Source organism: Streptomyces sp. NBC_00285, assembly GCF_036174265.1.
In the GTDB taxonomy this organism is placed as follows: domain Bacteria; phylum Actinomycetota; class Actinomycetes; order Streptomycetales; family Streptomycetaceae; genus Streptomyces.
Window position 1 is genome coordinate 9,298,274 of the sequence record NZ_CP108055.1, and the last position, 18,022, is coordinate 9,316,295.

At 71.6% G+C, this 18,022-nt stretch carries 17 protein-coding genes; 8 read left to right on the plus strand and 9 right to left on the minus strand.

What is annotated here, in order from left to right:
- Positions 1-3: 3 nt before the first annotated feature.
- Positions 4-1,182 carry a 4-hydroxybenzoate 3-monooxygenase gene (locus tag OHT57_RS42605; RefSeq protein ID WP_328752313.1) on the plus strand — a complete coding sequence of 393 codons (1,179 nt, stop codon included), beginning with the start codon at positions 4-6 and terminating at the stop codon, positions 1,180-1,182.
- A gap of 30 nt (positions 1,183-1,212) precedes the next feature.
- Entirely contained in the window at positions 1,213-2,649 is a 1,437-nt protein-coding gene (locus OHT57_RS42610) for a benzaldehyde dehydrogenase (RefSeq protein ID WP_328752314.1), read from the plus strand.
- 31 nt (positions 2,650-2,680) lie between these two features.
- Here the strand turns inward: OHT57_RS42610 and trxA are convergent, their stop codons facing one another.
- The gene (gene trxA, locus OHT57_RS42615) at positions 2,681-3,067 is read right to left on the minus strand and encodes a thioredoxin (protein ID WP_328752315.1); all 387 of its coding nucleotides are present in this window, start codon (positions 3,065-3,067) and stop codon (positions 2,681-2,683) included.
- A gap of 144 nt (positions 3,068-3,211) precedes the next feature.
- Between trxA and OHT57_RS42620 the strand changes: the two genes are divergently transcribed.
- Positions 3,212-4,651, plus strand: a complete 1,440-nt coding sequence (locus tag OHT57_RS42620; RefSeq protein WP_328752316.1) for a dihydrolipoyl dehydrogenase family protein — start codon at positions 3,212-3,214, stop codon at positions 4,649-4,651.
- 86 nt (positions 4,652-4,737) lie between these two features.
- On the opposite strand, the gene OHT57_RS42625 is transcribed toward OHT57_RS42620, so the two are convergent.
- On the minus strand, positions 4,738-5,385 hold the full coding sequence (locus tag OHT57_RS42625; RefSeq protein ID WP_328752317.1) for a peptide deformylase: 648 nt from the start codon (positions 5,383-5,385) through the stop codon (positions 4,738-4,740).
- Positions 5,386-5,504: 119 nt separating this feature from the next.
- On the opposite strand from OHT57_RS42625, the gene OHT57_RS42630 reads away from it, so the two are divergent.
- Positions 5,505-6,935: a PepSY-associated TM helix domain-containing protein gene (locus OHT57_RS42630; RefSeq protein WP_328752318.1), complete on the plus strand. Its 1,431-nt coding sequence runs from the start codon at positions 5,505-5,507 to the stop codon at positions 6,933-6,935.
- Positions 6,936-6,989: 54 nt separating this feature from the next.
- Here OHT57_RS42630 and OHT57_RS42635 read toward each other — a convergent pair whose 3' ends face one another.
- Genes OHT57_RS42635 through OHT57_RS42645 form a run of 3 tightly spaced genes read right to left on the minus strand, consistent with a single transcriptional unit; the run spans position 6,990 to position 8,312 of the window.
- A complete protein-coding gene (locus tag OHT57_RS42635; RefSeq protein WP_328752319.1) occupies positions 6,990-7,331 on the minus strand; it encodes a tetratricopeptide repeat protein in 342 nt (113 codons plus the stop codon).
- Between the two features lie 55 nt (positions 7,332-7,386).
- Positions 7,387-7,833 carry a MarR family transcriptional regulator gene (locus tag OHT57_RS42640; RefSeq protein ID WP_328752320.1) on the minus strand — a complete coding sequence of 149 codons (447 nt, stop codon included), beginning with the start codon at positions 7,831-7,833 and terminating at the stop codon, positions 7,387-7,389.
- Positions 7,830-8,312 carry a MarR family winged helix-turn-helix transcriptional regulator gene (locus OHT57_RS42645; RefSeq protein ID WP_328752321.1) on the minus strand — a complete coding sequence of 161 codons (483 nt, stop codon included), beginning with the start codon at positions 8,310-8,312 and terminating at the stop codon, positions 7,830-7,832. The genes OHT57_RS42640 and OHT57_RS42645 overlap by 4 nt, the downstream gene beginning before the upstream one ends.
- Positions 8,313-8,503: 191 nt before the next feature.
- Here OHT57_RS42645 and OHT57_RS42650 point away from each other — a divergent pair, with 191 nt between their 5' ends.
- Both OHT57_RS42650 and OHT57_RS42655 read left to right on the plus strand, forming a co-directional pair.
- A complete protein-coding gene (locus OHT57_RS42650; protein WP_328752322.1) occupies positions 8,504-9,469 on the plus strand; it encodes a pirin family protein in 966 nt (321 codons plus the stop codon).
- Between the two features lie 130 nt (positions 9,470-9,599).
- Entirely contained in the window at positions 9,600-10,751 is a 1,152-nt protein-coding gene (locus OHT57_RS42655; protein WP_328752323.1) for an acyl-CoA dehydrogenase family protein, read from the plus strand.
- On the opposite strand, the gene OHT57_RS42660 is transcribed toward OHT57_RS42655, so the two are convergent.
- The 4 genes from OHT57_RS42660 to OHT57_RS42675 are packed head-to-tail and all read right to left on the minus strand — an operon-like array spanning position 10,745 to position 15,782.
- Entirely contained in the window at positions 10,745-11,269 is a 525-nt protein-coding gene (locus OHT57_RS42660; protein ID WP_328752324.1) for a PaaI family thioesterase, read from the minus strand. The two genes, OHT57_RS42655 and OHT57_RS42660, sit on opposite strands and share 7 nt — an antisense overlap.
- A 16-nt stretch (positions 11,270-11,285) precedes the next feature.
- Complete coding sequence (locus OHT57_RS42665; protein ID WP_328752325.1) at positions 11,286-12,260, minus strand: LLM class flavin-dependent oxidoreductase; 975 nt, start codon at positions 12,258-12,260, stop codon at positions 11,286-11,288.
- Positions 12,257-14,686, minus strand: coding sequence for a bifunctional acetate--CoA ligase family protein/GNAT family N-acetyltransferase (locus tag OHT57_RS42670; protein WP_328752326.1), 2,430 nt, complete (start codon positions 14,684-14,686; stop codon positions 12,257-12,259). Before OHT57_RS42670 ends, OHT57_RS42665 begins: the two co-directional genes overlap by 4 nt.
- Before the next feature lie 16 nt (positions 14,687-14,702).
- Complete coding sequence (locus tag OHT57_RS42675) at positions 14,703-15,782, minus strand: amidohydrolase family protein (RefSeq protein WP_328752327.1); 1,080 nt, start codon at positions 15,780-15,782, stop codon at positions 14,703-14,705.
- A 194-nt stretch (positions 15,783-15,976) separates the two neighbouring features.
- Here OHT57_RS42675 and OHT57_RS42680 point away from each other — a divergent pair, with 194 nt between their 5' ends.
- Both OHT57_RS42680 and OHT57_RS42685 read left to right on the plus strand, forming a co-directional pair.
- Positions 15,977-17,299, plus strand: a complete 1,323-nt coding sequence (locus OHT57_RS42680) for a phenylacetate--CoA ligase family protein (protein ID WP_328752328.1) — start codon at positions 15,977-15,979, stop codon at positions 17,297-17,299.
- Positions 17,299-18,018 carry a hypothetical protein gene (locus tag OHT57_RS42685; RefSeq protein ID WP_328752329.1) on the plus strand — a complete coding sequence of 240 codons (720 nt, stop codon included), beginning with the start codon at positions 17,299-17,301 and terminating at the stop codon, positions 18,016-18,018. The genes OHT57_RS42680 and OHT57_RS42685 overlap by 1 nt, the downstream gene beginning before the upstream one ends.
- Positions 18,019-18,022 lie beyond the last annotated feature (4 nt).

Consider the following 18,022-nt stretch of genomic DNA (forward strand, 5'->3'; position numbering starts at 1 on the left):
GCCATGCGCACCACGGTCGGGATCATCGGCGGCGGCCCCGCCGGACTGCTCCTCGCCCGTCTGCTGCACCGCGCGGGCATCGACTGCGTGGTCCTGGAGAGCAGGACGCGGGACCACGTCGAACAGCGACAGCGCGCGGGCATGCTGGAGCAGGGCACGGTCGACGCCCTGCGCGCGTGCGGTGCCGCCGGGCGCCTGGAGAGCGAGGGCCTGGTCCACCAGGGCATCGAGCTGCGGTTCGCGGGGGAGCGGCACCACATCGACTTCCCCGCCCTCGCCGGCGGGCGCACGGTCACGATCTACGCCCAGACCGAGATCGTGAAGGACCTCGTCGCGCTCCAACTCGCCGACGGGCCACCTCTGTTGTTCGAGGCGCAGGCTCTGGCGGTCGAGAAGCCGGAGAGCGACGCACCCGTCGTGCGGTTCCTGCACGAGGGCCGAGAGCAGTCGCTGACCTGCGACTGGGTGGCCGGCTGCGACGGCTTCCACGGCATCGCCCGCGCGGCCTTCCCGGCGGCGACGAGCCGGACGTACGAGCACGGCTACCCGTACGCCTGGCTCGGGATCCTGGCCGATGTCCCGCCGTCCTGCGAGGAGTTGATCTACGCGCGCGGGGAGCGCGGCTTCGCCCTGCACAGCATGCGCTCGCCCGCCGTCTCCCGGCTCTATCTCCAGGTCCCGGGCGACACCGACCCGGACGACTGGTCCGACGACCGGATCTGGGACGAGCTCGCCGACCGCTTCGCCGTCGACGCCGACTGGACGCTGGAGCGCGGCCCGATCACCGCCAAGTCCGTTACCCCCATGCGCAGTTACGTTCACGAACCGATGCGCCACGGCCGCCTCCTGCTCGCGGGCGACGCGGCGCACATTGTGCCGCCGACCGGGGCCAAAGGGCTCAACCTCGCCGTGTCGGACGTATCCGTCCTCGCCCGGGCCCTGACGGATCTGCACCGCACGGGATCGACACAATCACTCGACAGATATTCGGAGTTGTGTCTTTCTCGGGTGTGGCAGGCCACACGGTTCTCGTATGACATGACTAGGATGTTGCACACTCAACAAAATGGGGATGCGTTCGAGAACAGGCTGCAGCTCGCGCGGCTGCGCCGCATCACCGCATCCCGCCATGCAGCCGCAGAACTGGCCGCGAACTACACGGGACTACCGCTCCCCGTGTGAGTCCCACCGGTGATCGAACGGAGAGCCGTCATGTCGTTGCTCGACCCCAAGAGCTGGCAGCCCCACCCCCTTTCGGGACCCGGGTACGCAGTCACCGAGCCCGCCACCGGCGACACCCTCGCCACCGTCGACCTCGCCACCGCCGAGGACGTGGAACGCTCCGCCGAGGCCGCCCGCGCGGCCCAGAGCGAGTGGGCCCGGCTCCCGCACTTCGTCCGGGCCGGGGTGCTGCGCAAGGCCGGAGACCTGTTCTCCGCGCATGCCGAGGAACTGCGCGGCTGGATCGTCCGCGAGTCCGGGTCCATCCCCGGCAAGGCCGACTTCGAACTGCACGTGGCCGCCCAGGAGTGCTACGAGGCCGCCGCCCTCGCCTCCCGCCCCGCGGGCCAGGTCCTGCCCAGCGAGGCGCCCAGGCTGTCCTACACCCGCCGCGTCCCGGTCGGCGTCGTGGGCGTCATCGCGCCCTTCAACGCCCCGCTGATCCTCTCGATCCGTTCCGTCGCCCCGGCCCTCGCGCTGGGCAACGCGGTGATCCTGAAGCCGGACCCGCGCACCGCGGTCTGCGGCGGCCTCGCGCTCGCCGCGGTCTTCGCCGAGGCCGGGCTGCCCGAGGGCCTGCTGCACGTCCTGCCCGGCGGCCCGGACGTCGGCCAGGCCCTGGTCGCCGACCCGCGCGTGCCGGTCATCTCCTTCACGGGATCGACCGCCGCGGGCCGCGCGGTGGGAGAGGCCGCCGGCCGCCATCTCAAGCGCGCCCACCTGGAACTCGGCGGCAACTCCGCCCTGATCGTCCTGGAGGACGCCGACCTCGAAGCCGTGATCTCCACGGCCGCCTGGGGGTCGTTCTTCCACCAGGGCCAGATCTGCATGACCACGGGCCGCCACCTCGTCCACGCCTCGCTGTACGAGGAGTACGTCGAGCGGCTGGCCGCCAAGGCCGACTCGCTCGCCGTCGGCGACCCGAACCTGGAGCAGGTCCACCTCGGCCCGATCATCGACGACAACCAGCTCGCCAAGATTCGCGGCCTGGTCGAGGCCAGCACCGCACAAGGCGCCAAACTGGCCGCCGGCGGCACCCACGACAAGCTCTTCTACCGCCCCACGGTCCTGGCGGGCATCGACGACAGCACACCCGCCTACGCGGAGGAGGTCTTCGGCCCCGTCGCGCCGGTCCGGTCCTTCAGCACGGTCGACGAGGCCGTCGCCCTGGCCGCGGCCGGGCCGTACGGTCTCTCGCTCGGCATCGTCACCGGCGACGCGGCCCGCGGTCTCGACCTCGCGCAGCGCATCCCGACCGGCATCGTGCACATCAACGACCAGACGGTGAACGACGAGGCCGTAGCGCCCTTCGGCGGCATCGCCGCCTCCGGCACCGGCGCCCGCTTCGGCGGCGAGGCCAACCTGGAGGCCTTCACCGACGTGCGCTGGACGACGGTCCGCGCTGACGTGGCGACGTACCCCTTCTAGTAAGTACGCGAGCCCGTCGGAGTGCGGCGGGCTACTCGCCGTTCTGCTCTGCCTGGGCCTGCTGCTCGGCCACCGACTTGCGGACCTCGGCCATGTCCAGCTTGCGCGCCTGCCCGATGACGTCCGTCAGGGCGGACTCGGGCAGCGCGCCCGGCTGGGCGAACACGGCCACCTGGTCGCGGACGATCATCAGCGTCGGGATCGACTGGATGCCGAAGGCCGCGGCCAGCTCCGGCTGCGCCTCGGTGTCCACCTTGCCGAACACCAGGTCGGGGTTGTCTCCGGCGGCCTTCTCGTAGACCGGTGCGAACTGGCGGCATGGCCCGCACCAGGCCGCCCAGAAGTCGATCAGGACGAATTCGTTCTCCGTGACCGTCTGGTCGAAGTTCTCCTTGGTGAGCTCCACGGTGCTGCTCATGACGTGATCCCTCTTCCTGGTCTCGGAGCGAAGCCGTCGGCACAACACGGCCGCCGGGCCGGGTATTCCACAGCTGTCACCACTCGGTGTGCGGCGCGCGTACCCGTGGTGGCCCGCGCGCACACCACCCACCAGACTGGTCCCATGACGGAAACGGAAAACATCGCCCACACCACCTACGACGTAGTGGTGCTCGGCGCCGGACCCGTGGGGGAGAACGTGGCCGACCGGACCCGCGCGGCCGGCCTCTCCACCGCGGTCGTGGAGAGCGAACTGGTCGGCGGAGAGTGCTCCTACTGGGCCTGTATGCCCAGCAAGGCCCTGCTGCGGCCGGTGATCGCACAGGCGGACGCGCGCCGCCTGCCGGGTCTGAGCGCCTCGGTGCAAGCCCCCCTCGACGCGGCAGCGGTCCTCGCGCGCCGGGACTACTTCACCTCGAACTGGAAGGACGACGGCCAGGTCGGCTGGCTGGACAGCATCGGCGCGGATCTCCACCGCGGCCACGGCCGCCTCACCGGCGAGCGCACGGTGACGGTCACCGGCCCCGACGGCGTGCGCAAGGTACTGACCGCCCGGCACGCCGTGGCCGTCTGCACCGGCACCCGGGCCGTCCTGCCCGACCTGCCGGGCCTGGACGAGATCAAGCCGTGGACCAGCCGCGAGGCCACCAGCGCCCAGTCGGCGCCCGGACGCCTCGTCGTGGTCGGCGGGGGAGTGGTCGCCACCGAGATGGCCACGGCCTGGCAGGCCCTCGGCTCCCGGGTCACGCTCCTGGTGCGCGGCAAGGGCCTGCTCAACCGCATGGAGCCGTTCGCGGGCGAACTCATCGCAGAGGCGCTCACCGAGGCGGGCATCGACGTCCGCACCGGCACCTCGGTCGGGTCGGTCACCCGCGAGAACGGCACCGTCGTGGTCGTCACCGGCACCGGCGACCGCATCGAGGCCGACGAAATCCTCTTCGCCACCGGCCGCGCACCGCGCACCGACGACATCGGCCTGGACACGATCGGCCGGGATCCCGGCGCCTGGCTGGAGGTCGACGACAGCCTCCGCGTCACCGGCAGCGACTGGCTCTACGCGGTCGGCGACGTCAACCACCGCGCGCTCCTCACCCACCAGGGCAAGTACCAGGCCCGTATCGCGGGCGCCGCCATCGCCACCCGCGCCTCGGGCGCCTCGGTCCAGACGGACCCCTGGGGCGCCCACGCCGCGACCGCCGACCACGACGCCGTACCCCAGGTCGTCTTCACCGACCCCGAGGCGGCCTCCGTGGGCCTCTCCCTGGCCGAGGCCGAACAGGCGGGCCACCGCGTGCGCGCCGTCGACTACGACCTGGCGAACGTCTCCGGCGCGAGCCTGTACGGCGAGGGCTACCGCGGCCGGGCCCGCATGGTCGTCGACCTGGAACGCGAGATCCTGCTCGGCGTCACCTTCGTCGGCCCCGGCGTCGGCGAACTGATCCACTCCGCGACGATCGCGGTCGCGGCCCAGGTCCCGATCAGCAGGCTGTGGCACGCGGTCCCGTCCTACCCGACCATCAGCGAGGTGTGGCTGCGCCTGCTGGAGGCCTACCGGGACAACTAGGACGTGCTTCGAATGTGGTGTCGTCCGACGTGGGGCGGGCCCGACTACGCGGCGCGCGTGCGCAGTCGGGACGTTCGCGGCACGCTCTATCGGGGCAGGTCGAAGCCCAGGGACGCGGCCGCCTGCTCCGGCGTCGGCTGCGTCCAGCGCTCGGCCATCGCCTCGTTCGAGGACAGTGAGCGCAGCTCCGCGCGGTCGAGGTAGAGCATGCCGTCCAGGTGGTCCGTCTCGTGCTGGACGATGCGGGCGGGCCAGCCGGTGAACACCTCGTCCAGCGGGCGCCCGTTCTCGTCCTCACCGGTCAGCCGCACCTCGGCGGGCCGCGCCACCACCGCCTGCCAGCCCGGCACGCTCAGACAGCCCTCGAAGAATCCGACCCGCTCGGTGCCGACCGGTTCGTACGACGGATTGACGAGCACCCGGAAGGGCTGAGGGACGCGTCCGCGCGCCAGGCGCACCTCCTCCGGTACCGGCGCGGGATCCTCGATCACCGCGATCCGCAAGGGCACCCCGACCTGAGGGGCGGCGAGCCCGACGCCGGGCGCCGCGTGCATCGTGACGCGCAGGGCCTCGACGAAGCGGGGAAAGAGGGTGTCGTCCAGCTGACCGTCGTACGGCTGGATGCCTTGTCGCAGCACCGGATCGCCGGCCGCGACGATCGGTAGCGGGCCGTCCGTGGTGAGGAGTTCCTCGACCAGTTCGGCAAGGGGCCTGCGGTGACTCGGAGTTGCCATCGCGCCAGGATGCCACGACACATCTGTGTGACGCAGGTCACTGCACCTCCCGGGAACTCGGCGCCGGCTTCCTCCGACTACTGGACCGCTACCGTCCCCAGCCCCCGGAGAAGTCGCCGATGTCCATCGTTCCCCCGACGTCCCCCCCTTCCGGCTCCGCTCCCACCGGGGAACCCCCGACGGACGAGACCCCGCAACCGGCCGCTCCGGTACCTGCCCGCGGCAGTTGGGCCCCGCTGCGCCCGCTCGTGCTGCGTCTGCACTTCTACGCCGGCGTGTTCGTCGCACCCTTCCTGCTCATCGCCGCCGTCACCGGCTTCCTGTACGCCGGCTCCTTCCAGGCCGAGAAGATCGCCTACCGTGACGAGATGACCGTCTCCGCCGTCGGCGACAGCAAGCTGCCCATCTCCGAGCAGGTCACCGCCGCACGCAAGGCCCACCCCGAAGGCACCGTCTCTGCCGTGCGGCCCTCTCCCGAGGACGACGCGACGACCCGGGTGATGCTGTCGGGCGTCAAGGGAGTCGACCCGACCCACACCCTCGCGGTGTTCGTCGACCCGTACACCGGGAAGGTCCAGGGCGCGCTGGAGCAGTACGGTTCCAGCGGAGCGCTTCCGCTGCGGACCTGGATCAGCGAACTGCACCGCAATCTGCACCTCGGCGAAACCGGCCGCCTCTACAGCGAGTTCGCCGCGAGCTGGCTGTGGGTGATCGCCGGCGGCGGCATCGTGCTGTGGTTCACCCGCCGCCGTGCCCTGCGCAAGGTCCGCGGCACCAGCGGGCGGCGCCGCACCCTCGGGCTGCACGGCAACATCGGCGTGTGGGCCGCGGCCGGTTTCTTCTTCCTGTCGGCGACCGGACTGACCTGGTCGACGTACGCCGGCGCGAACATCGACGAACTGCGCACCTCGCTGGGGCAGTCCACCCCGTCGGTCTCCTCGGCGGCGGGCGGCGACCACTCGGGACACGGCGCGTCCACCTCGGCCGGGGACGCCGAGCACGGCGTCGGACTCGACAAGGTGCTGGCCGCCGCCCGCACGGAGGGACTCGGCGACCCCGTCGAGATCGTTCCGCCCGCCGACGAGTCGTCCGCCTATGTCGTACGGCAGGTGCAGCGCAGCTGGCCCGAGAAGCAGGACGCGGTCGCGGTCGACCCGACCAGCGGCGAGGTCACCGACGTGCTGCGGTTCGCCGACCACCCGTTCCTCGCCAAGCTCACCCGGTGGGGCATCGACCTGCACACCGGCCTCCTGTTCGGCCTGGCCAACCAGATCGCCCTGATGCTCCTCGCGCTGTCGCTGGCCTTGCTGATCGTGTGGGGCTACCGCATGTGGTGGCAGCGCGGCCGGGGCTCCTCCTTCGGCCGGCCCATCCCGCGCGGCGCCTGGCAGCAGGTACCGCCACAGATCCTGGTTCCGGGCGTGGTCGTCGTCGCCCTCGTCGGCTACTTCGTACCGCTGCTCGGCATACCGCTGGCCGGCTTCATCGTCGCCGACGTGATCCTCGGTGAGATCGCGCACCGGCGGGGGAAGGGCCCGGCGGCGGTCTGAGGCGCGGACGGGCCCGGTTTCCGAGCGGAAACCGGGCCCATGTGTGCGTGGGGGTCACTCGAAGTCGCCCGCCAGTGCCGACGCCAGGCGCAGGTGCGGCTCGGCCTCTTCGTGCCGGCCCTGGCGCTCCAGCGTGCGCCCGAGCATCAGCCGGGCGTACTGCTCGACCGGGTCGCGCTCGACGATCACCCACAACTCGCGCTCGGCGCGACGCAGTTGGGCCGAGTGGTAGTAGGCGCGCGCCAGCAGCAGCCGGGGTCCGGTCTGCTCCGGCACCTCCTCGACCAACCCGCCCAGGACCCGGGCTGCCGTGGAGTACTCCTTGGCGTCGAAGAACATCTGCGCGCGCTCCCAGCGCTCCGCCGGTGTTCCGTGGTCGTAGTACGTCGTCTCCACTGGTGGCCTCCCTCGGTCACGACGCCACAACGGGCCCAGGTGGTTCAATATTCCACTACTTGGCCAGGCCGGCGAGCTCCTTGTCGGCGCGCTCGGTGATGAGGCTCAGCACACGACCGGCGACGGCGAGGTCCTCCGTGGGGATACCGGCGTAGACCCGGGCGGAGATGGGGGCGGTCTCGGCGGACGTCCGGGCGTACAGCTCGCGACCGGCGTCCGTGATCCGTACCAGGGACGGCCCTTCGGGGGCCAGCAGGTGTGCGGCGATCAGCCCGTCGAGGACGGAGTGCGCCTCCGTAGCGTCGATCTTGAGGGCTCCGACGACGGCCCCGGCGACACCGTCCCGCTCGACCGGCCCCTCGGCGACGGCGACCAGGCGGAGTGTGACGGACTGCTGAAAGGTGGCGCCGTGCCGGGCCAGCACGTTCTCGAGCAGGGCGCGCCCCGCGTAGTGGGCCAGGGCGATGACGCGAGGATCCAGCAGGGGAGTGGCGGTGGTCATGACTGCTCCTTGAGGTTCTCGTTCGTCGGGTCGAGCGGTACGTCGAGCAGGGTCGTCAGCTCGCGCGTGAACTCCTGTGTGCGTGCGCCGCCCAGGCCCCCGAGCGGCGCCAGCAGTTGCTCCAGGAGGCCATGGATGACCTCGATGGCCTGCCGGGTCCGCTCACGGCCCTCCTCGGTGAGCGCCAGCTGCATCGCGCGCGGGTCGCGCGGGTCCCGGGTGCGCTCCACGAGGCCGGAGCTCTCCAGGGCGCGCGCCAGTTTGGAGACGTAGAGCGGTTCGAGGCCCGTCCGGTCGGCGAGGCGTCGCTGGCTGGGGCGTTCGCCGGCGCGCTGCATGCCGTACAGCGAGGCCACCAGCGAGTACTGGGCGTGGGTCAGGCCGAGCGGTGCCACCGCGCGGTCGACCGCGACCCGCCACTTCATCGACAGTCGCCAGACCAGGAAACCGGGCGTCGCGCCCTCGGGTGCTGTACTCATGACGGATACAGTACATAGCTACTATGTCTATGGCTACTGTTTTCCCGGACCGGCTGCGCACTGTCAGCGGACGCCGTGCGGATCGTTGGCGGAAGGCCTGCGCAAGGCCTGCGGGGCGTCCGCGGAGCATCCGCCTTAAGGGCCCGGGGACGGCCTGACGGGAGTCGCCGCACGGGTCTAGGTTGGGCGGTATGAGCAATCTTGATCGTCAGGCGGTTCCCGCTCTGTGCGGCGGCCGCGGCTTCGTGGTGGCGGAACCCGTGCGTGAACTTCTCAGCCCTCGCCGCGTCAAGCTCGGCGAATCCAGCGAGGTGCGCCGACTGCTGCCCAACCTGGGCCGCCGCATGGTCGGCGCCTGGTGTTTCGTCGATCACTACGGTCCCGACGACATCGCCGACGAGCCGGGCATGCAAGTGCCCCCGCACCCGCACATGGGGCTGCAGACGGTGAGCTGGCTGCACCAGGGCGAGGTGCTGCACCGCGACTCCACCGGCGGCCTCCAGACGATCCGCCCCCGCGAGCTGGGCCTGATGACCTCCGGCCGTGCCATCAGCCACTCCGAGGAGAGCCCGCAGTCCCACGCCCGATACCTGCACGGCGCGCAGCTCTGGGTCGCCCTGCCCGACACCGACCGGCACACCGAACCGCACTTCGAGCACCACGCCGAACTGCCGCAGATCACGGCCCCGGGCCTGACGGCCACGCTCATCCTCGGCGACCTGGACGGCGCGCGGTCGCCGGGAACGGCGTACACCCCCATCGTCGGCGCCGACCTGACCCTCGCCCGCGGCGCGGACCTGCGCCTCCCGCTGGAACCGGACTTCGAGTACGCCGTCCTGTCCATGTCCGGCGAGGCCCACGTGGACGGGGTGCCGGTCCTGCCCGGCTCGATGCTCTACCTCGGCTGCGGCCGCGCCGAACTCCCGCTGCGCGCCGAGTCGGACGCGAGCCTGATGCTCCTGGGCGGCGAGCCGTTCGAGGAGGAGCTCGTCATGTTCTGGAACTGGATCGGGCGCTCCCAGGCGGAGATCGAACAGGCCCGTGCGGACTGGATGACGGGTTCCCGCTTCGGCGAGGTGAAGGGGTACGACGGTGCCCCGCTGCCCGCGCCGGAGCTGCCGCCCCTGCCGTTGAAGCCCCGGGGGAGGGTGCGCTGACCCGCGATCCGGGCGCGGCTCGGGAGCGGGACGTAAATCGCCACCGTCGTGAACACGACTCACTCTCCATCTATCAGCTAACATAGAATAATTAGATAGATGAATAGCCTAGTGGTGGCGAGGAGCGGTCGTGGACTTCGGGCTGAGTGACGAGCAGGACCTGTTGCGCGCGACGGCACGGCAGTTCGTGGCCGACGTGTGTCCGGCGGAGAAGGCCAAACAGTGGGACGAGGACGGGGTCGTACCGCCCGAGCTGTTCCGGGGCATGGCCCAGCTGGGCTGGTTCTCCCTCCCGTTCGGTGAGGACGAGGGCGGTGACGGCGGCGGACCGCTCGAACTCATCCTGATCGCCGAGGAACTGGGGCGGGCCAGTTTCGACGTCGCCATGTGCTACATCGGCGTGCTCATCCCCGGGATCACGGTGTTCCGGTGGGGCACCGAGGCACAGCGCGACTTCATCCGCCGCGAGGTGATGACCGGGCGCCACCGGCTCGCCGTCGGCCTCAGCGAGCCGGACAGCGGGTCCGACGCCGCCGCGCTGCGCACCACCGCCGAGGACCACGGGGACCACTTCCTCGTGCGCGGTCAGAAGGCGTGGTGCACGGGCGGCGGTCTGCCCGACACGACCATCGCCACATATGTGCGCACCGGGCCCCGCGAGCCCAAGCACGGAGGCATCAGTCTGCTGCTCGTCGACCCGACGACGGAGGGCGTCGAGGTGCGCCGGACGCCGACGCTGGCCCGGCACATCCTCGGCACCAACGAGGTCTTCTTCAACAACGCCCTGGTCCCCAAGGAGAACCTGGTCGGCCCACGCGACGAGGGCTGGAAGGTCATGCTCTCCAACATCGAACTGGAGAAGGTCATCATCAGCGGCGGGTACCTCGGGGCCGCCCAGTCCACCCTGGACGAGATGCTGGAGTACGCCCGCACCCGGCACGCCTTCGGCCGCCCCATCGGCAACTTCCAGGCGCTCGCCCACGCCATGGCCGACCTCCAGACCGAGATCGACTCCGCCCGGCTGCTCGCCTACCGTGCCGCCTGGCTGCTCGCCCAGGGCAAGCCGTGCACGCGGGAGGGGTCGATGGCCAAGCTGAAGGGCTCGGAGACCTATGTGGCGGCCGCCCGGCTCGGGATGCAGGTCCTCGCGGGACACGGCTTCTCCACGGAGAGCGTGATGAGCTTCCGGTACCGGGAGTCGATCGTGGCGACCATCTCCGGGGGCACCAGCCAGATCCAGCGCAACGGCATCGCCCGCAGCATGGGGCTGCGCTCCTACTGACCCTCCGCGTCGGCGCGTTGACCGGCGAGCCACTCCTCGTGCCGGGCGAAGTGGCCCCGGTCGCGGGTCACCCAGATCCCCGACGCGCGGGCCAGCACGGCGCGCGTCGGCAGCAGCACCATCTCGCCCGCGATGTACCAGCGGGACCCCTCGCGCCGCTCGACCCGGGCCCGGACCTCCAGCGGATGTTCCACCGGCACCGGCTTGACGAAGCTCACGGTCAGTTCGGCCGTCACGCTCAACACCCGGTGCAGCAGCGGAAGATGGCCGAGGCAGTCGTCCAGCACGGCCGCCGTCCAGCCGCCGTGCGCCACCTCGGGCCCACCCTCCTGGTCCCGCGGGCAGGTCAGTTCGAAGCACGCGGTGCCGTCGTCGTCGAGCCGCTCGTGCCGCACGCCGAGCCGGCAGGAACCGGCGACTCGGCACGCGCCGCACAGCGCCACCCCGCCCGCTGTGCGGGGCGGCTCCTGGAAGTCCGCCCCGGCCCATGGCCCGGACCCGGGCACCGTGCTCGACATGCTGGAACTCCTCGTGTCAGACATCGGCAAGCAGCGGACGCAGCTTCCCGGCGATGAGCTGGACCTGGCGGGCGACCATCTCCTCGGGCATCCCGGCCAGCGACGCCCACAGGAACACACCCTCCACCGGCAGACCCGCCACGTACTCCTTGATGGCCTCGGCCGTGTCCTGCGGTGTGCCGTACAGGAACTGGCCGACGCCGGTGGCGTTCAGGCCCGTCCCCCGCCACTTGTCGGGATCGATGGGGCGGGGGAGGGGCTGATCGGTGCCCTCGACCATATAGCGGCGGTAGCTGTCCCACTGGTACGCCAGATGCTTGCGCACCTCCGGCCAGTCGCCGTCGGGGTCCTCGGTGACGAACGTGGTGAACGAGCCCTGCATCCGGGCCGTCGACACGTCGTGCCCGCTCTCGGCGAGCCCGTCCCGGTACGGCGTCAGCAGCGCCGGGTTGAGCGAGAGCAGCCCGGTGCCGAGCCGGCCGGCCCGCCGGGCGCCCTGCGGGCCCTGGTAGCCGAGCCAGATCGGCAGCGGGTCCTGGACCGGGCCGGGGGTGACCAGGGACTCGGCCCACAGGCCGCGGATCTCCCGTACCCGCTGATCGGTCGTGGTGTAGCGCTTGGCGAGGTCGGCGCCGAAGAGCCGGTACTCGGGCACGCGATAGCCGGTGCCGAGGCCGAGGTCGAGTCGGCCGTCGCTGATGATGTCCACGATCGCGGCCTGTTCGGCGAGTTCGGGGGCCGCGTGGAGCGGGGCCGGGACGACCGCCGTGCCCAGGCGCACCCGGCGGGTGCGGGCGGCTGCCGCGGCCGCCAGGGTGAGCGGCTGGGGAAGGTACCCGTCCTCGAAACCGTGGTGTTCGGAGAACCAGACCGAGTCCAGGCCCAGCCGGTCCGCCTCCTCGCACATCTCCAGGGTGAATCCGTACAGGCGCGACCAACTCTGCCGCCATGGCGGCGGGTTGCGCATGTCGAAATAGATGCCCACCTTCATGAGACTCCTCCTCCTGTTCCATCCGCCGTGAGCCGGATCGTCGCGTGTGCGACGGCCACGCCGGCCCCGGCGACTGCCATGTCGTTCCCGGCCGGCAGCAGTCGTACCGGCCGCAGTTCCAGTGCCTCGATCTCGGGAAGGTCCTCGACCATCGCCGAGAGCCGCAGGACGGTCTCCTCCAGAGCCGCGAACTCCACACCCCGGCTCTCCAGCAGCGGCGTCGCCCGCAGCGAGCGGACCATCTCCCGCGCGTCGCGGTCGGTGAGCGGGGTGACCCGGTACGCGACGTCCGCCATGAGGTCGGCGTAGTCCCCGGTCAGGCCGAAGGCGACCACCGGCCCGAACACCGGGTCGGCGCTGACGGAGAGGAACGCGTCCGGGCCGGGGCCCGGCTCCGTGTCCCGTACGGCGATTCCGTACGCGGCGAGCAACTCGGCGGCGATCCGGGCGGAAACCGGGCCGGGAGAGCGTCCGGCCAGCAGTGAGCGGGCGCGCTCGGCGTCGATTCCCGGGAGGTCGGGCACGACACCCGCAGGGGTGCTGCGCCAGGCCTGGTAGGCCGCGGCCTGTCCGAGCGAGCCTGCCGCCGCCTCCGGGAACGTGTACGTCGGCACCACCAGGTCGCCCCGGTGCAGGAGGTCGGCGACGCCCGCGCCGCCCAGGAAGCTGGCCACCACCGGCTTCTCGGGCCGGGCCGCGGCCGCGTCGAGGATCGCCGACGCCACCTCGTCGGCCTTGTCCGCCAGCGGCGGCATGAACAGGACGATGGCCGCGTCGATGCCGTCGTCGGCCAGGACCGCGTCCAGTGCCTGCCGGTAGTGGGCGGCGGTGGCCGTCGGGGTCAGGTCGATCGGGTTGGAGACCTCCGCCCGGGGTGCGAGCGCCGAACCCAGTGCCCGGCGGGTGTGCTCGCCGAGTGCGGGTACGCGCAGTCCGCTCGCCGCGCAGGCCCCGACCGTCAGGGCCGCGGGACCCCCCGCGTTGGTGATCACGGCGACCCGGTCGCCGGGCGGGGGAGGCTGGTGGGCCAGCAGCAGAGCCACGTCGAACAGTTCCTGCAGGCTGCGGGTACGGATCACCCCTGACTGGGCGAACAGCGAACTCACCGCCGAGTCGGCGGGGCCCGGGTGGACCGCGACGATCGGCTTGCGCGGCGCGATCCGGCGGGCGACGCGGGCGAACCGGCGTGGATTGCCGAAGGTCTCGACGTGCAGCAGGATCACGGAGGTTCCCGGGTCCTCCTCCCACCACTGCAGGAGGTCGTTGGTGGACACGTCCACGGCGTGCCCCACGGACACGAAGCCGGAGAAGCCGAGCCGCAGCCGCCGGGCGTAGTCGACCACGGCGAGGCCGAGCGGCCCGGACTGACTGGACATGGCGACCCGGCCGGGCGTCGGCAGGGCGGGCGAGAAGGTCGCCGCCAGCCGCGCCTGGGGGGTCGTGTTGACGACGCCCATGCAGTTCGGGCCCACCAGCCGCATGCCGGAGGCGCGCGCGAAGCGGGCCAGCTCCAGCTCGGTCGCCCGGCCGTCGGCCCCGGTCTCCCCGAAGCCGGTGGAGACCACGACCACCGCCTTGACCCCGGCCTCGGCACACTCGCGCACGGCCTCGGGCACGGACTCGGCCCGCACCGCCACGAGCGCCAGGTCCGGCGGCTCGGGAAGGTCCCGGACGTTTCCATACGCCCGCAGTCCCGCGATCCGGCCGGCCCGCGGGTTGACCGGGAAGATGCTGCCGCCGAAGCCGCCCCGCAGCAGGTTGGCCACGATCTCGTGCCCGATCGTCAGCGGGCCGCGGTTGGCGCCGATCACGGCGACCGACCGGGGTTCGAGCAGGGGCCGCAGGGAGCGCCGTACCGCCGTGTGCTCGCGGCGCTCGGCCCGCGCGACGGCCAGGGTCTGCGGATCGACGGCGATCTCGAAGTGGATGATCTGGCCCGGCGGACCGCTCTCGACGCGGTAGCCGGAACCGAGGAACACGTTGATCATCCGGGTGTTGTCGGCGAGGACGTCGGCCTCCAGCACCCGGATGCCCCGGGCGCGCGCGGCGGCGGCGATGTGCTCGAGCAGCAGCCGGCCGAACCCCTCGCTCTGGTGGTCGTCCCGGATGGTGAACGTGACCTCGGCGTGCTCCGGTTCGTCGGGGTCGCGGACGTAGCGGACCACGCCCGCGATCTCCTCGCCGGCCAGGGCGACGAGCGCCAGCTCGTTGAGGTAGTCCACGTGTGCGCCGCGTCGGATGACGTCGTCGCGCAGCCGGACCACCGGGCCGAGGGAGCGGTAGGCCAGGGTGGCTCGCGACAGGCTGCCCACGAAGGCGACCAGGCGGTCGGCGTCCTCGGGCCGGATGGGCCTGAGGAAGGTCGACCGCCCGGTCCTGACGAGCCCGGGCCGCTCCAGGTCCTCGGGGTAGGGAGGAGTGGTCACGGTGTTCCGCCGCCGCTCAGACGGCCGCCTCCTGGGGAGTCTGTTCGGGCAGCTCGAACAGTTCGTTGAAGGTGCCGCGCGTGACGCGCTCGCGGATGTCCTCGGGCACGCCGTCGAACAGGTCGTGCAGCGTGGACTGGGTGTGGCCGTACGTGCCTTCCAGGTGGGGGTAGTCGTCGCCCCACATCACATTGCGGTAGCCGGTCGACTCGACGATCTCCACCGAGCTCTTGTCGTGCTGGAAGGACGCGTACACCTGCTGGCGGATGATCTCGCTGGGCAGCCGGCTCAGCTTGGGCCGGACGAACATGCCGTGCTGGCGGTACGCCTCGTCCATCCGGTCGCCGATGGCCGGCACCCAGCCCGCGCCGCCCTCCGCGATCAGGATCTTCAGGTCCGGGTGGCGGTCCAGGGCACCGCCCGCGACCATGTGGGAGACCACACGCATGCCCGGGTAGGTCGTCTCCATGTAGTTGACGACCGCGCCGCCGGGTCCGCGGAAGACGACGTTCTCGCCGCCGGTGCCGATGTGGAAGGCGAGCACCACGCCCGCCCGCTCGGCGGCGGTCCACAGCGGCTCCCAGCGGTCGAGGGCGTACTCCTCGCCCGCCCGGGTCGAACACGGCAGGAAGACCGCCTGGAAGCCCATCTCGGCGGCCCGCTCCACCTCGGCGACCGCGTCGTCGATGTCGGCGGTCGAGACGCAGGCGGTGGTGATGACCCGCTTGTTCTTGCTGAGGATCTCGTCGTACGCCCAGTCGTTCCACGCCCGGACGGTCTCGCGGGCGAGCTCCCGGTCGGTGATCGACACGAGCCAGAACCCCATGGAGGGGAAGGCCAGCTGGCTCCACACACCCTCCTGGTCGAGGTCCTTGAGCCGGACCTTCAGATCCCAGGCACCCGGCGGGCGCATGGCGTCCATGAAGTCGCCGAGCTGGCGGTCGATGCGCTCGCCGTCGATGTAGAGCATCTCGTACTTCTCGCCGCGCTCACTGCGCGGAGCCCGGGCGCCGAGCCGGGCCGGCAGCCTCTCGGTCCACACGTCGGCGGGCTCCATCACGTGGGAGTCCCCCGAGTTGACCCAGATCTTCGACATGACGCTCCTTCGGGTCAATGGATGTAATCAGTAAGCGATTTTAGTTGTATGAGCGGCCGAAGGGAAGGCCGTACGGGCGGAAGATCGGCCCGGGAGGGTCGGCGGCAGGGGCGGACTTGCCTTAATCCGTAGAATTGGTTGACTGATTGCGCTGATAGCTGGAAGATCTGGGCACTGAGCCGCGAGGAGGCGCCATGGTCGGTGACAGGGACACCGCTGACAGGTACTTCGAGCCCGACGTGGAGACCATGCCCCGCGAGCAACTGCGGGCGGGGCAGGAGAAACAGGTCCTGGAGCTCGTCGAGTACGCCTACGCCAACTCGGCCTTCTACCGTGAACTGTGGGACGAGCACGGGGTCCGTCCGCGAGACATCCGCTCGCTGGAGGACTTCCGGGAGCGCGTGCCGTTCATGACCAAGGACCTGGTGCGCGCCTACCGGGCCCGCACCGGTGACCCCTTCGGCGGTCTGCTCTGCGTCCCGGTCGAGGAGCTGACCTCGGTCTCCTCCAGTTCGGGCACCACGGGCGACCCGGAGTTCTTCGCCGAGATCTGGCAGGACGCACCGCCGCTGGTGACCGCGCAGGTACGGGACCTGTGGGAGCTGGGCCTCAGGCCCGGCGACCGGGTCCTGAGCCCGCCCGGCACCTTCCGCAACCTGATGGACCCCGGCTACCAGGCGCTGGGCGCCGTGGTGATCGAGGTCGACACCTGGATGGGGAAGATGCACGAGGTCGTCGAGGCGCTGCGCACCTACCGGCCGGCCTATCTGCAGATGATGTATCCGCAGATGGTGGAGCTGGAGCACCTGGCGGAGAAGACGGACCTCAAGGAGGCCTTCTCCTCCCTCAAGGGTGCCTCCTGCGCCGGGCAGCCCCTCAGCCGGAAGATGCGCGAGCGGATCCGCGACGACTGGGGCATCGACGTCTACGAGTACACCAGCGCCGCCGACACCGGCACCGCCTGGGAGTGCCGGGAGCACGACGGCTTCCACCTGTGGGAGGACACCGTCTTCGCGGAGTGCGTGGAGGTGAGCGACGACGGCTGGCGTGACGTCGCCGAGGGCGATCTCGGCGAACTGGTCGCCACCGACCTGGACAACCGGGCCGCACCGCTGATCCGCTACCGCAGCGAGGACCTGGTGCGCCTGTCCGGCCGGACCTGCGGCTGCGGCCGTACCCACGCCCGTATGTGGGTGGCGGGACGACGCGGCGACGACACGCTGGTCCAGGGGCGTTCCGTGGTCCTGCGCGACATCTGGCAGGCCGTGGAGGAGCAGCCCGAGACGGTGGCCGGGGTGTTCCAGATCGTCCGGGACCGCCGCGAGGTCGACGAACTGCGGCTGCGCGTCGGCTACGACCCCGCACTCACCGGTGACGTCGGCGCACTCGCCGGCCGGCTGGGCGAGGCCGTGCGCACCCGCACCGGAGTCGATCCGGTGCTCGACCTGCGCACCGAGGAGGACCTGTTGAAGACCATGACCAGCGTCGCCAAGTTCCCCCGGGTGGTGAAGAGCTGATGGCCCGCGCCGACACCCTGGCCCGGGCCAGGACACTCGACCGCCCCGAACTCGCCTACCTCGTGCGCTTCCCCACCGCCACCGGCACCCGGGACACCGAACTGACGTGGGCCGAACTCACCCGGGACACCGACTGGTTCGCCGCACGCCTGCGCGAGCACGGCCTCACCGCCGGGCAGCGGGCGCTGCTGACCATGTCCGGCTTCGAGGGCTTCTGGGGACGCGCGGCGATCGGCGCCCTGCGCGAGCTGAAGGTGACGTACGGCATCGCCGAGGCGATGGGCTGGGACCACCGCCGCACCTCGGTCTTCCACCGCGAACTGCGCCCGCACGCCGTGATCGGCCTGTCCGCCGAGACCCTGGAGGGGCTCGCCGGCACCACCGACGTCGGCGAGATGCTCCGGCCGATGTCCGTCGTCCTGGCCCGCCCCGCCGCCGTACCGGGTCTGCGCGCCGTGGGCGTGCCCGCCTGTGTGCTCTCGCCTTTGGGACCGGCTCTCGCCGTGGAGTGCCCCGAGCGCAGCGGCGCGCACGTCAACGCCGCCGAATGGCGGGTCGCGGAGCGCGACGGGCAGCTGTCCGTCGCGGCGGGGGAGGGGCGTGCCTCGCCGCTCCCCGAGACACCCCTCGGTGTCGCCGGGCGCGTCGTCACCGGGCGGTGCGGCTGCGGCAGCGACGACCCGAGGGTCCTGTTCGGCGAGGCCGACCAGCTTTCATGAGCGA

Coding starts and splice junctions, on each gene's coding strand:
- OHT57_RS42610 (WP_328752314.1), top strand. CDS start 1,213: ATGTCGTTGCTCGACCCCAAGAGCTGGCAGCCCCACCCCCTTTCGGGA.
- OHT57_RS42645 (WP_328752321.1), bottom strand. CDS start 8,312: ATGAGTACAGCACCCGAGGGCGCGACGCCCGGTTTCCTGGTCTGGCGA.
- OHT57_RS42680 (WP_328752328.1), top strand. CDS start 15,977: ATGGTCGGTGACAGGGACACCGCTGACAGGTACTTCGAGCCCGACGTG.
- OHT57_RS42640 (WP_328752320.1), bottom strand. CDS start 7,833: ATGACCACCGCCACTCCCCTGCTGGATCCTCGCGTCATCGCCCTGGCC.
- OHT57_RS42660 (WP_328752324.1), bottom strand. CDS start 11,269: ATGTCGAGCACGGTGCCCGGGTCCGGGCCATGGGCCGGGGCGGACTTC.
- OHT57_RS42620 (WP_328752316.1), top strand. CDS start 3,212: ATGACGGAAACGGAAAACATCGCCCACACCACCTACGACGTAGTGGTG.
- OHT57_RS42650 (WP_328752322.1), top strand. CDS start 8,504: ATGAGCAATCTTGATCGTCAGGCGGTTCCCGCTCTGTGCGGCGGCCGC.
- OHT57_RS42605 (WP_328752313.1), top strand. CDS start 4: ATGCGCACCACGGTCGGGATCATCGGCGGCGGCCCCGCCGGACTGCTC.
- OHT57_RS42625 (WP_328752317.1), bottom strand. CDS start 5,385: ATGGCAACTCCGAGTCACCGCAGGCCCCTTGCCGAACTGGTCGAGGAA.
- OHT57_RS42685 (WP_328752329.1), top strand. CDS start 17,299: ATGGCCCGCGCCGACACCCTGGCCCGGGCCAGGACACTCGACCGCCCC.
- OHT57_RS42675 (WP_328752327.1), bottom strand. CDS start 15,782: ATGTCGAAGATCTGGGTCAACTCGGGGGACTCCCACGTGATGGAGCCC.
- OHT57_RS42630 (WP_328752318.1), top strand. CDS start 5,505: ATGTCCATCGTTCCCCCGACGTCCCCCCCTTCCGGCTCCGCTCCCACC.
- OHT57_RS42665 (WP_328752325.1), bottom strand. CDS start 12,260: ATGAAGGTGGGCATCTATTTCGACATGCGCAACCCGCCGCCATGGCGG.
- trxA (WP_328752315.1), bottom strand. CDS start 3,067: ATGAGCAGCACCGTGGAGCTCACCAAGGAGAACTTCGACCAGACGGTC.